At 71.1% G+C, this 12,745-nt stretch carries 13 protein-coding genes; 3 read left to right on the plus strand and 10 right to left on the minus strand.

Annotated features, from left to right (window positions below):
- Positions 1 to 8: 8 nt before the first annotated feature.
- Entirely contained in the window at positions 9 to 449 is a 441-nt protein-coding gene (locus tag MDN94_RS28340; protein WP_159693926.1) for an Lrp/AsnC family transcriptional regulator, read from the minus strand.
- Between the two features lie 205 nt (positions 450 to 654).
- On the opposite strand from MDN94_RS28340, the gene MDN94_RS28345 reads away from it, so the two are divergent.
- On the plus strand, positions 655 to 1,071 hold the full coding sequence (locus MDN94_RS28345) for a hypothetical protein (RefSeq protein ID WP_482728728.1): 417 nt from the start codon (positions 655 to 657) through the stop codon (positions 1,069 to 1,071).
- Positions 1,072 to 1,521: 450 nt separating this feature from the next.
- Here the strand turns inward: MDN94_RS28345 and MDN94_RS28350 are convergent, their stop codons facing one another.
- From MDN94_RS28350 to MDN94_RS28360, 3 genes are all read right to left on the minus strand, one after another.
- Positions 1,522 to 2,694 (minus strand): acyl-CoA dehydrogenase family protein, encoded by a 1,173-nt coding sequence (locus MDN94_RS28350; RefSeq protein WP_482729104.1) that lies wholly within the window; start codon positions 2,692 to 2,694, stop codon positions 1,522 to 1,524.
- Between the two features lie 241 nt (positions 2,695 to 2,935).
- Positions 2,936 to 3,085, minus strand: coding sequence for an SCO1431 family membrane protein (locus tag MDN94_RS28355; protein WP_159693922.1), 150 nt, complete (start codon positions 3,083 to 3,085; stop codon positions 2,936 to 2,938).
- Positions 3,086 to 3,234: 149 nt separating this feature from the next.
- The gene (locus MDN94_RS28360) at positions 3,235 to 4,611 is read right to left on the minus strand and encodes a peptidase C39 family protein (RefSeq protein WP_482728729.1); all 1,377 of its coding nucleotides are present in this window, start codon (positions 4,609 to 4,611) and stop codon (positions 3,235 to 3,237) included.
- A gap of 199 nt (positions 4,612 to 4,810) precedes the next feature.
- Between MDN94_RS28360 and MDN94_RS28365 the strand changes: the two genes are divergently transcribed.
- Both MDN94_RS28365 and MDN94_RS28370 read left to right on the plus strand, forming a co-directional pair.
- On the plus strand, positions 4,811 to 5,443 hold the full coding sequence (locus MDN94_RS28365; RefSeq protein ID WP_482728730.1) for a uridine kinase family protein: 633 nt from the start codon (positions 4,811 to 4,813) through the stop codon (positions 5,441 to 5,443).
- Positions 5,444 to 5,853: 410 nt separating this feature from the next.
- A complete protein-coding gene (locus MDN94_RS28370; RefSeq protein ID WP_482728731.1) occupies positions 5,854 to 7,749 on the plus strand; it encodes an AAA family ATPase in 1,896 nt (631 codons plus the stop codon).
- A 12-nt stretch (positions 7,750 to 7,761) separates the two neighbouring features.
- On the opposite strand, the gene MDN94_RS28375 is transcribed toward MDN94_RS28370, so the two are convergent.
- From MDN94_RS28375 to ribH, 6 genes are all read right to left on the minus strand, one after another.
- The gene (locus tag MDN94_RS28375; protein ID WP_482728732.1) at positions 7,762 to 8,901 is read right to left on the minus strand and encodes a hemolysin family protein; all 1,140 of its coding nucleotides are present in this window, start codon (positions 8,899 to 8,901) and stop codon (positions 7,762 to 7,764) included.
- Positions 8,898 to 10,250, minus strand: coding sequence for a hemolysin family protein (locus MDN94_RS28380; protein WP_482728733.1), 1,353 nt, complete (start codon positions 10,248 to 10,250; stop codon positions 8,898 to 8,900). Before MDN94_RS28380 ends, MDN94_RS28375 begins: the two co-directional genes overlap by 4 nt.
- 208 nt (positions 10,251 to 10,458) lie before the next feature.
- Positions 10,459 to 10,947: a PH domain-containing protein gene (locus MDN94_RS28385; RefSeq protein WP_482728734.1), complete on the minus strand. Its 489-nt coding sequence runs from the start codon at positions 10,945 to 10,947 to the stop codon at positions 10,459 to 10,461.
- 17 nt (positions 10,948 to 10,964) lie between these two features.
- Positions 10,965 to 11,813, minus strand: coding sequence for an ATP phosphoribosyltransferase (gene hisG / locus MDN94_RS28390; RefSeq protein ID WP_441265250.1), 849 nt, complete (start codon positions 11,811 to 11,813; stop codon positions 10,965 to 10,967).
- Between the two features lie 53 nt (positions 11,814 to 11,866).
- Positions 11,867 to 12,139, minus strand: coding sequence for a phosphoribosyl-ATP diphosphatase (locus MDN94_RS28395; RefSeq protein ID WP_005319995.1), 273 nt, complete (start codon positions 12,137 to 12,139; stop codon positions 11,867 to 11,869).
- A gap of 33 nt (positions 12,140 to 12,172) precedes the next feature.
- Positions 12,173 to 12,658 carry a 6,7-dimethyl-8-ribityllumazine synthase gene (ribH, locus tag MDN94_RS28400; protein ID WP_482728735.1) on the minus strand — a complete coding sequence of 162 codons (486 nt, stop codon included), beginning with the start codon at positions 12,656 to 12,658 and terminating at the stop codon, positions 12,173 to 12,175.
- Positions 12,659 to 12,745: the final 87 nt, after the last annotated feature.

Here is a 12,745-nt window from a genome sequence, read left to right on the forward strand (position 1 = left end):
GCCGCGGGTCAGATCCGTGGCGGGCGGGCCTCGTACGGGGTGGAGAGGACGACGGTGGTACGGGTGGAGACGCCGGAGAGCGAGCGGATACGGGTGAGCAGGTGCTCCAGCTCGAGGGGGGTCGAGACGCGCACCTTGAGGATGTAGTTCTCGTCGCCGGCGACGCTGTGGCAGGCCTCGATCTCCGGCACACCGGCGAGCCGGTCCGCGATGTCGTCGGGCGCGCTGGGATCGAACGGCTTCACCGAGATGAACGCGGTGAGCGGCAGCCCGACGGCCTCCGGGTCGACGACCGCCGCGTATCCGCGGATGACGCCCCGCTGCTCGAGACGGCGGACGCGCTGGTGCACCGCCGATGTGGACAGGCCGGTGGCCTTGCCCAGGTCGGTGTAGCTCATCCGCCCGTCCTTGACGAGCAGGTCCACGATCTGACGATCCAGCTCCTCCATGCGGATCAACCTATGGCCCCGGATCGCTTCCGGCACAGTCCCGGAGCGTCCGGACGGGCGCCAGAGGCTCTCATGTGACCAACGCCACAGGTTTGCCCGGTCGATGCGCCGTGACCCCACGGTTATCCGACCTGCACGGTGGGCATTGCTTGCTGTGGTCGAGGCCGCACATGCCTGGTCGGCCCATCCAAGGGGGAGATTCTCCATGCAGAGTGTCAAGACTGTGTCTTCCAAGTCGGGACGTACCGAACCGGAGCCTGTTGATCCGGCCGAACCGGCGGAGACGGACGTCCTGGACGCGTACGACACCTTCGAGATGTACCGGGTGATATGCCCGGACTGCGCTCAGCCGATCGCGCTGCTGGCGGACGAGGACGTACTGCCCGAGCACGCACTGTGCCCCACCCCGTGGAACCCGTTCGGTCTGAGGGTCTGCTCGGGCACCGGCCGGGACGCCTCCCTCGCCCGTCCCGCCGACGAGTCGCTGGAGGTCCAGGAGCAGGACACCGCGCTCCTGCTGACGCTTCCGCAGGGCCTGGACTGGCGCACCCAGCCGTTCTCGCACGTCGGCGGCCCGGGCTCGCGGCCGCTGAAGGTGCCGCCGATGCGGCGGGCCGCCTGAAGGACGTGCCCCGGGGAGCCCGACGTGCTCCCCGGACCACAAATATGACCCGCAGACGCGCCCGGGGCGCCGCACGCGCTCCCGGCGCGCCGATGAACACGACCCGGACGTGCCCCTGGCCTCGGATGCTTCCGGTGCCGCAGGAACGTGACCGCGCTGCGCCTCGCGCCGCGGTCGACGACCGTGTAGCCCTTGCACTGGCGCTCGAATAGTCCCGCCGGTAACCGCTTCCGTGTGTGGCGCGTTGGCCGGGCATGAGCCTGCATCCCCCGACCACGCAAGGCCGTCGCCTTGTCGTGCCCGTTCATGAAGAATCGGTTCCGCACCCGACCGATCCGCCCATCTACCGTGAGCTTCTCCAACTGTGGGCGAGCCGGGGCAGAACGCTGCCGGGGCGCCGCGACCCCGAGTGGGCGAGACTCGCGGCGCCGCCGGTGCAGAGCGCGCGGGTCAGCGCGTCTCAGGGCCGGCCAGGTGGCGGGCGATGACCATCCGCTGGATCTGGTTGGTCCCCTCGACGATCTGCAGCACCTTGGCCTCGCGCATGAAGCGCTCCACCGGGAAGTCCTGCGTGTAGCCGTAGCCGCCGAGGACCTGGACGGCGTCGGTGGTGACGCTCATCGCCGCGTCCGTGCAGAACAGCTTCGCCATGGCGGCCTGCCGGGAGAACGGCTGTCCCGCGTCCCTGAGCCGGGCAGCGGCGAGATACAGCGCGCGCCCCGCCTCGATCCGGGTGGCCATGTCCGCGAGCATGAAGCGCAGGCCCTGGAAGTCGGCGATGGGACGCCCGAACTGCTTGCGTCCGGTGGCGTAGTCGAGCGCCTCGTCCAGCGCGGCCTGCGCGACGCCGATGGCGCAGGCGGCGATGCCGAGCCGGCCGGAGTCGAGGGCCGACAGCGCGATGGCGAAGCCTTGGCCCTCCTCCCCGATACGGCGCGAGTCGGGGATCCGGACGCCGTCGAAGTGGAGCTGAGCGGTGGGTGATCCCTTCATGCCCATCTTCTTCTCCGGCAGCGCGGGGTTCAGCCCCGGCGCGTCGCCCGGCACCAGGAACGCGGTGATGCCGCGCGGGCCTTCCACCCCACTGCGGGCGAGGACCGTGTAGAAGTCGGCGACGCCGCCGTGGGTGATCCAGGCCTTCGTCCCGGTGATGACCCAGTCGTCGCCGTCCCGGACGGCCTTGGTCCGCAGCGACGCGGCATCGGAACCGGAGGCGGGCTCGGAGAGGCAGTAGGCGCCGAGCAGACCGCCGCCGAGCATCGCGGGCAGGTGCTCGCCCTGCTGCTCCTTGGTGCCGTATCCGGCCAGCGCGTGGCAGGACAGGGAATGGACGCTCACGCCGAGACCGACGGTGAGGCGGGCCGCCGCGAGCTCCTCGAGGACCTGGAGATAGACCTCGTACGGCTGGTCCCCGCCGCCGAGCTCGGAGTCGTAGGGAAGGCCGAGCAGTCCTGATTCGGACAGCAGCGAGAAGACCTCGCGCGGGAAGTGCCCGGCGTCTTCCTCCTCGGCCGCGCGGGGGGCGATCTCCCGCTGGACGATGTCGCGGACCAGGGTGATCAGATCCCTGGCCTCTTCGGTGGGCAGTTGACGGTCCACCGGCTGCGGGGCGCGGTCGGGCATGGCGGCGCTTTCCTCCCTGTCGGGCGCTGCGGCGGTCACGCACAAAGGGTGTGGGCGCGCCGCCGGTTGTTCTGCCAGGCCGATGGTGCCCTTCCGGATCACGAAAGAGGCTGCATGGCGGCTTGTGGCGCGCCTGAGTATGCCCGATCGGAACGCGGGCGTCACGAGTCCGCCGGGGAGGAAGCCGCAGCCCGCGGGGCGCTTCCCGGGAAGTGGGGCGTCGCCGGCGGGAGACCGGGGACTAGAGCAGGCCGACCTGGGTGATGAGCATCGCCAGGACCACGACCAGCGTCCAGCCGAGGACGTGCTCGAGGAAATCGGGTCCGTCGTCCGGTCCGCCTGTGCGGGTCGTCGGCAGGGTGCGGTCGGCGGTTGCTGCGTTCGAGGTCATGGTGCGTCTCGTTCGGTCGTCCGGCAGGTGGCTCCCCCTGGGGATCTTTCGTCCGGATCGGGCGGAAGATCCTGGCCACACAACAGTGCCAGCGGCACCGGCCCCCGGGGTAGAGACGTTCGTCACTGCCGCCGGGGGCTCGCCGCGCGTCAGTGGACGCCGACGGCCGCCAGAGCCGCTTGCTGGGCGGCCGTGGGGTGCGCGGGCCAGTACAGGTAACAGACGCCTCCTGTGCCGGAGACCACTTTCCCGCTCGCGTTGTAGCGCTTCGTGCGGAGCCAGATCTTCTCCCACTCGGCACGGCGGTAGACGCGGCGCACCGCCTCGTTGCTCGGCGACGCCGGGTCGTTGGCGATCACGTCACCGTCAGCGGTGAAGCCGATCACCGTCATGAGGTGGCCCGCGGTGCCGTAGCCGGCCCCCGTCAGCTCCTCCTTCAGGAACGACTGGGACGTTATGGCCGGGATGCCGGCGGCGATCAGCTTCTCAAGATCGGTCAGCGAGTTCAGCCGGGTGACGACGGCGCTCATGTCGCGGTAGGTCGCGGCGTAGGCGGCGTTGAAGGGCCAGTTGCCGCAGCCTTCATACTGGTGGTCGAACGTGAAGCGGGCCGCGTGGCAGACCTGCGGATCGGCGAACGCGGGGTCGACCCACGCCAGATCGTCGGCGGTGGGCCTGCGGCCCCAGTACTCGATGATCATCTGCGACGACGTGGGGCTGCACCACGCCTCGCCGCCGTTGTCGTACTCCGGGTACTGGCCCACGTGTGTGTTCTGGGAGTACCTCGGCACGATCAGCTCGCGGGCGAGGCCCGGCTTGGAGGCGGGCACGCCGAAGCGGTCCGGGATATCGGAGGTCATCGCGCCCAGCCGCCACACGGTGGGCGTGAGGGTGGTCCCCGGCCGGCGGTAGAGCGTGAGGCGCAGCCGGTACGAGTCGAGGCGCAGCCCGCTCGCGGCGTCGTCGACGGAGAAGGTGTCCGTCCAGATGCTCGCCCTGCCGTCGCCCTGGTCGTCCACCGAGGTCCGGCGGATGTCCTGGTCGCCGGCCGCCCAGCGGCCCATCACGAACCAGGGCGTCGCGGTGCCGTCCGAGTACTCGCCGCTCAGCTCCACCTGGAGCCACGTCCCGGCGGGGGTGTCCGCGTTCCAGGAGGCGATGGCTTCCGTGGCGGGCACACGTGAGCGGTGCACCGGGGAGGTCCAGGTCGCGTACTCCCACGTGGCGGTGGTGCCGGTGTGCGGGTCGGTGTAGTCCTTGGTTCCGGCGGGCCGGGCGATCACCACGCCCGGGCGCCGGCCGGCGACGGCCTTGGTGCCGGCGTGGTCGCCGCAGCGCCAGTCCGTGTAGGAGGACCAGAAGCGGTTGTCGACGAGCGGCTGCGTGCGTCTGGCAGGTGCCGCCGGGACGGCGGCCGCACCGCTCGCGGCGACCGCCCGGCCGGTCGCGACGGACAGCGATCCGGCGGTGGCGGCCACCGCGATGGCGGCACCGAGTACGTCTCTGCGCGAAGTAGGTCTGGCCATGGGACCCCCAAGTCAGGAGCGCGACAGTGGGGCCACTATCGCGGTTCGCGCCTCGCTTCTGCCAGGGATTCGACTCGCGTCGCGGGAGCAATATTGGTCTGGTCCACCGGCGGTTCCGCCGCCGGGGTCAGCGGGGTGACCTGGGGCGCCGTACCGGACCGGACTGCCGCGCCGGACGCGCGCCTCTTAGGGTGGCCCCATGAACGACCTCGAGGACCGGGCCGCCGGGCTGCGCACATTGCCGCCCTCCTGCGGCCCCGTGCGCCTGGTCGCGGTGGACGGTCACGCGGGCTCGGGCAAGAGCACGTTCGCCGGCCGGCTCGCCGACGCGCTCGGCGCGGACGTGCCCGTACTGCACCTCGATGATCTGGCCACCCACGAGGAGCTGTTCGACTGGACGGGACGGATGCTGAGCCAGGTGATCGAGCCCCTGGCGCACGGCCTGGACGCGGCCTATCACCCGTACGACTGGAACCTCCGGCGCTTCCTCGCACCGCGCGTGCTGCCCACGGCGCCCGTGGTCCTGGTGGAGGGCGTCGGGGCCGGGCGGCGGGCGCTGCGCCCGTATCTCGCGGCGCTGCTGTGGATGGACCGGGACGCCGAGGAGTCCTGGGCACGCGGCAGAGCGCGAGACGGTGCGGCGCTCTCGGGCTTCTGGGACGGATGGACAGCGGCGGAGATGCGCCATTTCTTGTCCGATCCTTCGGCACCGTTCGCCGATGCCCTGATACGCGAGCGCCCGAAGGGTTACGAGTGGCTCGAGGTGCCCGCCGGGAGTGCAGGTTCGCACCAATCGATCACTCGCAGTAATGGCCTTCCCCCGGCATTCTGAGGTGTCGGGATTACGTCTCAAGAGTGCCTCAACTCTGCTTGACCGACGAGGCGTACAGGTCTTACGTTCTCAATGTGCGGCTTTTCGAAGCCGTCGCAGACGCGAAGCCCCCGGTTGTTCCCCCGTGATCGGGGGCTTCGTTCTGCCCGTTTCCTTCTTCTTTCCTTCTTGCGAACCACTTTCGCTCACCCTGGGTCACCGTCTCCGCGCCGTCACCGGGTCGTTGTGGCGCTCTTAATCGCCGCCCCGTGCGCAGGTACGATGCACGACTGGAAGCCTTTGACGGCTGCCACGCCACGGTCGGGCGCCCAACTCCCCCTCGTGGCATGGCTGTTCCGGCAGCGGTCGTGGGTCTCCGCCCGGCGCGACAACACTGGTGCACGGTTTGTAGGGGGGAGTGGGGGGACCCTATGGACATCGGCACGCAAGGGTCACGGTCGCCGGCGGACCTGGCCTGGGTGCGTGGCGTGGACGCCTGCACCATGGGCGCGTACCCGCAGGCCGAGGAGGAGTTCCGCACGGCCGTCCGACTGGACCCTGGGATGGCCGACGCCTGGCTGGGGCTGCACGCGCTGCGGGTGGACACCTCTACGGCGCTGCTGCACATGTACCGCAGTCGCGACCGCTTCGGCGAGCAGCGGGCACGCCACCGCCGCACCCTCAACTCCTGGTACTGGCTGGGCTGGTGGGTGCAGCCGGTGCTGGAGAGCGGACGTGATCTGCTGCTCGCGCACGCCTCCCACTGGCTCGACGGCCGCCATGTGTCCGAGCTCGACCGGGCGCTCGCCGCGCTGCCGCCGGTGGACACCGACCCTCAGGTGCGGTTTCTGCACGCCTGCCGGGCCTATCTCGTCAAGGACTGGGAGCAGCTCGTACGCCATACGGAGCCGCTGGTCGACGACCCGCTGCTGGGCATCGAGGCCGGGCTCTTCGGCGGCATGGCCCGTGTGCGGCTGGAAATGTACGGGCAGGCGGAGCCACTGCTGTCCGCGGCCCTGATGCGCTGCCGCAGCGAGCAGCCGCAGCGCAAGGAGCTTCGGTACTGGCTGGCGCGGGCGCACGAGGGCACCGGCCGCAGCGCGGCGGCACTGCCCCTGTACCGCGCGGTGCACCGCATCGATCCGGCCTTCATGGACACCGCGGCCCGCCTGGCGGCCATCGCCGAGTACGACGGGATCGACGTGTACGACGACTCGGTCGGTCTGGCCGCCGTCTCCCTGGCCGGATACGGCGGTGACACGGCTGACGTCCAGGCCGAGGGCGAGACGGCCCAGGGCCCCGAGCCGCGCTTCGGCGGTGACACCGGTGTCACCGTGCCGGGACCCGCGCCGGTCGTGCCGGCCGACGGTCCGCGCCGCAGGTCGGCCGCGTCGTCGCCCTCCTCTCCCCCCCGGTTCCCCGCCGGGCCCACCGACCCGGCTCTGCTCGCGCTGGCGCTTGCGGAGCTGGAGCGCATGGTGGGGCTGGAACCGGTGAAACGGCAGGTGAAGGCGCTGTCGGCGCAGCTGGAGATGGCCCGGCTACGGGCCGTGCAGGGGCTGCCCGTACAGCCGCCGAAGCGGCACTTCGTCTTCTCCGGCCCGTCGGGGACGGGCAAGACGACCGTCGCCCGGATCCTCGGCCGGGTCTTCTACGCTCTCGGCCTCCTGGGGGGCGACCATCTGGTGGAGGCCCAACGGTCCGATCTGGTCGGGGAGTTCCTCGGCCAGACGGCGGTGAAGGCCAACGAGCTGATCGACTCGGCGCTGGGTGGCGTGCTCTTCGTCGACGAGGCGTACAGCCTGTCCAACTCCGGCTACAGCAAGGGCGACGCGTACGGCGACGAGGCCCTGCAGGTGCTGCTCAAGCGCGCCGAGGACAACCGCGATCACCTCGTCGTCATCCTGGCCGGCTATCCGGAGGGCATGGACCGGCTCCTCGCCGCCAACCCCGGGCTGTCGTCCCGTTTCACCACCCGCGTCGACTTCCCGTCGTACCGGCCGCTGGAGCTGACCGCGATCGGCGGGGTGCTGGCCGCCGACAACGGCGATGTGTGGGACGAGGAGGCGCGCGACGAGCTCCGCTCGATCAGCGGCCATGTGGTCGACCAGGGCTGGATCGACGAGCTGGGCAACGGCCGCTTCCTGCGCACGCTGTACGAGAAGAGCTGTGCGTACCGCGATCTGCGGCTGTCCGGCTGTCCCGGTCCACCGACCCGCGAGGACCTGTCGACGCTGCGGCTGCCCGATCTGATGCAGGCGTACGGGGAAGTCCTGTCGGGCCGCGGTCCTGCGGGCCGCGGCCCGCAGGAGCCTCCCTTCGGGTGATGCCTACGCCGCTCAGCCCTTCACGAGCGCTCCTGCATCGCTGTCGCGCGCATCGGTGACGGCGGGCGCGGGCGCGGTCGCCACCGCCGGGGCGGAGGCCGTCCGGGGAGTGCCGGGCGCGATCCGGTGGGAAGGGTCGCGTACCTCGCCGACGAGCATTTCCAGTACGTCCTCCATCGCGACCAGTCCCAGGACCCGCCCGGACGCGTCGGCGACCTGCGCGAGATGCGTGGCCGCACGGCGCATGACGGTGAGGGCGTCGTCGAGCGGCAGTTCGGCGCGCAGGGTCGCCATGGGCCGCCAGACGTGCTGGGGTACGGCACGCTCCCCGTCCTCGAGGTCGAGGACGTCCTTGACGTGCAGATACCCCATGAACGGGCTCTCTCCGTCCGCGCAGACGGGAAAGCGCGAGTATCCGGTGCGGACGGTCAGCTCCTCCAGTCGCCGGGGGGTGACCGAGGGGGCGACCGTGACCAGCGCCGCGCGCGGGATCAGCACGTCGGTGACGGGGCGGCTGCCGAGCTCGAGGGCGTCCTCGAGGCGTTCCTGCTCCGCGGGGGCCAGCAGTCCGGCCTGGCCCGCGTCCTCGACGAGGCGGCCCAGCTGCACGCTGGTGAAGACGGCCTCGACCTCGTCCCTGGGCTCGACCCGGAAGGCCCGCAGCACCAGCCGGGAGCAGGCTCCGAGCGCGGTGGTGACGGGGCGGCAGAGGCGGGCGAAGCCGACCAGGCCGGGGCTGAGCCACAGGGCGGTGCGCTCGGGCGCCGCCATGGCGAGGTTCTTCGGCAGCATCTCGCCGACGACGAGGTGCAGGAACACCACGACGGCCAGGGCGATCGCGTAGCCGAGCGGATGGATGATCCCCTCGGGGACATGTGCCGCGTGGAAGACGGGCTCCAGCAGGCGGGCGACGGTCGGTTCCGCGACGGCGCCGAGGGTGAGGGAGCACACGGTGATACCGAACTGGGCGGCGGCCATCATCTGCGGCAGGTTCTCCAGCCCGTGCAGGACCCGGCGGGCCCGCGAGGAGCCGGCCGCGGCGAGTGGCTCGATCTGACTACGGCGTACGGACACCAGGGCGAACTCGGCGCCGACGAAGAACCCGTTGGCCACGACGAGCAGCAGGGCGAACAGAAGTTGGAGAGCGCTCACCGGGTGGCCCCCGTCACGGCTTCCGCCTGCGTGACCGCGTCGGCGGTGCGGATCAGACGGACCCGCTCCGCGCGGTAGCGGTGGACCTGGCGCACGGACAGCCGCCAGCCGGGGAGTTCCGCGCGGTCGCCGGGGGCGGGAATGCGTCCCAGCAGGTCGGCGACGAGGCCGGCGAGGGTCTCGTAGGGGCCGTCGGGCACCTCGAGGCCTATCCGCCGGAGCGTCAGCACACGGCAGCTGCCGTCGGCCTCCCACGCGGCCCGTCCGTCCTCCGGGGCGACGGGCGCCAGTTCCGGACGGGCGTCCGAGTCGGAGTCGTGCTCGTCCCTGACCTCGCCGACCAGTTCCTCGATGATGTCCTCGAGGGTGACGACACCGGCCGTGCCGCCGTACTCGTCGACGACGACGGCTATGGGCTGCTCGCTGCGCAGCTGTTCGAGCAGCTGCTGCACCGGGAGGGTCTCCGGCACCATCAGCGGGACGACGGCGATCCGCTCGACGCCGACCCGCCGGCGTTCCTCCGCCCGTACGGCGAGGGCGTCCTTGAGATGCACCATGCCCACGATCTCGTCGATGCGCTCACGGTAGACGGGGAAGCGCGAAAGACCCGTGGCCCGGGTGAGGTTGAGGACGTCCGCCGCGGTGGCGTCGGACTGGAGCGCGCTCACCTTCACCCGCGGGGTCATCACATGCTGCGCGGTGAGGTGGCCGAGCGACAGGGTGCGTACGAACAGGTCCGCGGTGTCCTGCTCCAGCGTGCCGGCCCGCGCCGAATGGCGGGCAAGCGACATCAGCTCGATCGGGGTGCGCGCGGAGGCGAGTTCCTCGGCCGGCTCCACGCCCGCCAGCCGTACCAGGCGGTTGGCGGCGGCGTTCAGCAGGGTGATGACGGGGCGGAAGGCCGACGAGAAGGCGGTCTGCGGGCCTGCCACGAACCTGGCCACCTGGAGCGGCCTGGACACCGCCCAGTTCTTGGGGACCAGTTCGCCGATCACCATCTGGACGGCGGACGCCAGCAGCATGCCGACGACCACCGCCACACCGGGCACGGCGCCTTCGGGCAGCCCGGTCGCGGTCAGCGGCCCGCCGAGCAGCCCGGCGAGCGCGGGCTGCGCGAGCATACCGACGACGAGGGAGGTGATGGTGATGCCGAGCTGGGTGCCGGAAAGCTGGAAGGACAGCTCGCGCAGCGCGCCGACGACGCGGCGGGCCCGGCGGTCTCCCTCGGCCGCGGCGCGTTCGGCGTCCGGGCGTTCCACGGTGACGAGTCCGAACTCGGCGGCCACGAAGAAGCCGTTGGCCAGGATGAGAAGGAATGCTGCGGCGAGCAGCAGAAGCGGGACGATCATGCCGCCGCCTCCGGAGAGGGGGCGGCGCAGGTACTACCGGACGATCCGTCCATTGCTGGAGGGAGTCACTCCTCGGGTCGCAGGGTGGCCCCGCCGGCCGACGGGCCGTGCGGTGCGGGGCGGGGCGCACTCGGCGCCGCCGCCACCAGAGTAATCAGGCCGGGGCTGTGGAGGGCAGGGGTGCTGCCCCAAATGTCGGCCCCAACGCTCAGTGTTGGTCCGGCCGGGTGTCGCCGGGTTCCTCCGGCCGGGTCCCGCGGGTCTCGGCGAGGGCACGCAGGGCGCGGGCGTCCTCGACGGCGCGCGCCCTGGCGATACCGGGCTGGATGCCCAGCACCGGCAGGCTGGTGCCGTCGCTGAGGTCGAGGAAGACCCACGGGTCGCCGGCGCGCAGATTCACCCGCAGGATCTCCGCCCACGCCAGCCGTCGCGTACGGGTGAGGTTGACGACGGTGACACCGTCGTCGTCGGCGACGACCTTCGGCCGGCTCAGCAGGGCGAGGACCGCGAGGAAGAGCAGGGCCGTGAAGATGAAGCTGACCTGCTCGGGCGGGCTGAGCTTGTCGAGGAGCAGGGTGACGGTGGTGACGGCGGCGAACATGGCCACGCCCACGGTCAGCAGGACGATCCGGGTACGGGTCGGCCGGAAGGTGACCGGGAGCGCGGGCGGCCGAGGCGCCGGAGCAGGTGCGGACATGGTGTGTCGTCGGTCCCTCAGAGGCGGCAGGCGTGGATGGCCGTGGTGAGGATGGCCCGCGCGCCGAGCGCGTACAGGTCGTCCATGATCCGCTGGGCCTCCTTGGCCGCGACCATGGAGCGGACAGCGACCCAGCCCTCGTGGTGCAGCGGGGAGATCGTCGGGGACTCGAGGCCGGGGGTGAGGGCGACGGCCTGCTCCAGGTGCTCGACCCGGCAGTCGTAGTCCATCATCACGTAGCTGCGGGCGACCAGGACGCCCTGGAGACGGCGCAGGAACTGCTGCACCTTCGGGTCCTCGCCGTCCGCGCCGGTGCGGCGGATGACGACGGCCTCCGAGGTCATGATCGGCTTGCCGATGACCTCGAGACCCGCGTTGCGCAGGCTCGTGCCGGTCTCGACGACATCGGCGATGACCTGGGCGACACCGAGCTCGATGGCGGTCTCGACGGCGCCGTCGAGGTGGACCACGGAAGCGTCGATGCCGCTCTCCGCGAGGTGCGCGGCGACGATGCCCTCGTAGGAGGTGGCGATCGTCATGCCGCCGAAGTCCTCGACACCGCCCGCGGTGCCCGGCTTGGTGGCGTAGCGGAAGGTGGACCGGGCGAAGCCGAGCTGGAGGATCTCCTCGGCGTCGGCGCCGGAATCGAGCAGCAGGTCACGGCCGGTGATGCCGATGTCGAGCTTGCCGGAGCTGACGTAGATCGCGATGTCACGCGGACGCAGGTAGAAGAACTCGACCTCGTTGTCCGGGTCGACGAGGACGAGCTCCTTGGACTCCTTGCGCTGCTGGTAGCCGGCCTCATGGAGCATCGCCGACGCAGGTCCGGACAGTGAACCCTTGTTGGGGACGGCGATGCGCAGCATGAGACGGGCTTCCTTTGTTCGCGTGATGTGTACGTGCGGAGGGGTGGGCTGGTTCAGAGGTGGGCGTAGACGTCGTCGAGGGAGATTCCGCGCGCGACCATCATCACCTGGACGTGGTACAGCAGTTGCGAGATCTCCTCCGCGGCGGCTTCCTTGCCCTCGTACTCGGCGGCCATCCACACCTCGGCGGCCTCCTCGACGACCTTCTTGCCGATGGCATGGACGCCCTTGCCGACGAGCTCGGCGGTGCGGGAGGTGGCGGGGTCGCCCTCGGCGGCCTTCTGCTGGAGCTCGGCGAAGAGCTCCTCGAACGTCTTATTGGACATGGTGGTCCCAGACTACGCGGAAGCGGCCGCTGCTCAGCGCCAGGGTTCGGATACTGAACGCAGGATGGTCGCGGTGGCGACCGCCGCCGTGACCGCCTCGTGCCCCTTGTCCTCGTTCGAGCCCTCGAGACCCGCCCGGTCGAGGGCCTGCTCCTCGGTATCACAGGTCAGCACGCCGAAGCCGACGGGGACGCCGGTGTCGATGGAGACCTGGGTCAGGCCCTGGGTGACGCCCTGGCACACGTACTCGAAGTGCGGCGTGCCGCCGCGGATGACGACGCCGAGGGCGACGATCGCGTCGTAGCCGCGGCCCGCGAGCACCTTGGCCACGACGGGCAGCTCGAAGCTGCCCGGGACGCGCAGCAGCGTCGGCTCGTCGATGCCGAGCTCGCGCAGTGCGCGCAGCGCGCCGTCGACGAGACCGTCCATGACCTTCTCGTGCCACTGGGCCGCGATCACCGCGACGCGCAGGTCTCCGCAGTTGCGGACGGACAGTTCGGGCGCACCCTTGCCGCTCATGTTTCTCCCTAGCCGTTCTTCACCGCCGTTGCGCAGTCCTGCCGGTCGGACAGTCCTGCTGGCGGCGCGATTCTCACTGGTTGCGAA

This window comes from Streptomyces sp. WAC00040 (assembly GCF_056835925.1).

Excerpts from the sequence above, each read along its gene's own strand:
- MDN94_RS28340 (WP_159693926.1), bottom strand. The coding sequence starts at position 449 with ATGGAGGAGCTGGATCGTCAGATCGTGGACCTGCTCGTCAAGGACGGG.
- MDN94_RS28345 (WP_482728728.1), top strand. The coding sequence starts at position 655 with ATGCAGAGTGTCAAGACTGTGTCTTCCAAGTCGGGACGTACCGAACCG.
- MDN94_RS28350 (WP_482729104.1), bottom strand. The coding sequence starts at position 2,694 with ATGCCCGACCGCGCCCCGCAGCCGGTGGACCGTCAACTGCCCACCGAA.
- MDN94_RS28355 (WP_159693922.1), bottom strand. The coding sequence starts at position 3,085 with ATGACCTCGAACGCAGCAACCGCCGACCGCACCCTGCCGACGACCCGC.
- MDN94_RS28360 (WP_482728729.1), bottom strand. The coding sequence starts at position 4,611 with ATGGCCAGACCTACTTCGCGCAGAGACGTACTCGGTGCCGCCATCGCG.
- MDN94_RS28365 (WP_482728730.1), top strand. The coding sequence starts at position 4,811 with ATGAACGACCTCGAGGACCGGGCCGCCGGGCTGCGCACATTGCCGCCC.
- MDN94_RS28370 (WP_482728731.1), top strand. The coding sequence starts at position 5,854 with ATGGACATCGGCACGCAAGGGTCACGGTCGCCGGCGGACCTGGCCTGG.
- MDN94_RS28380 (WP_482728733.1), bottom strand. The coding sequence starts at position 10,250 with ATGATCGTCCCGCTTCTGCTGCTCGCCGCAGCATTCCTTCTCATCCTG.
- MDN94_RS28385 (WP_482728734.1), bottom strand. The coding sequence starts at position 10,947 with ATGTCCGCACCTGCTCCGGCGCCTCGGCCGCCCGCGCTCCCGGTCACC.
- hisG (WP_441265250.1), bottom strand. The coding sequence starts at position 11,813 with ATGCTGCGCATCGCCGTCCCCAACAAGGGTTCACTGTCCGGACCTGCG.
- MDN94_RS28395 (WP_005319995.1), bottom strand. The coding sequence starts at position 12,139 with ATGTCCAATAAGACGTTCGAGGAGCTCTTCGCCGAGCTCCAGCAGAAG.
- ribH (WP_482728735.1), bottom strand. The coding sequence starts at position 12,658 with ATGAGCGGCAAGGGTGCGCCCGAACTGTCCGTCCGCAACTGCGGAGAC.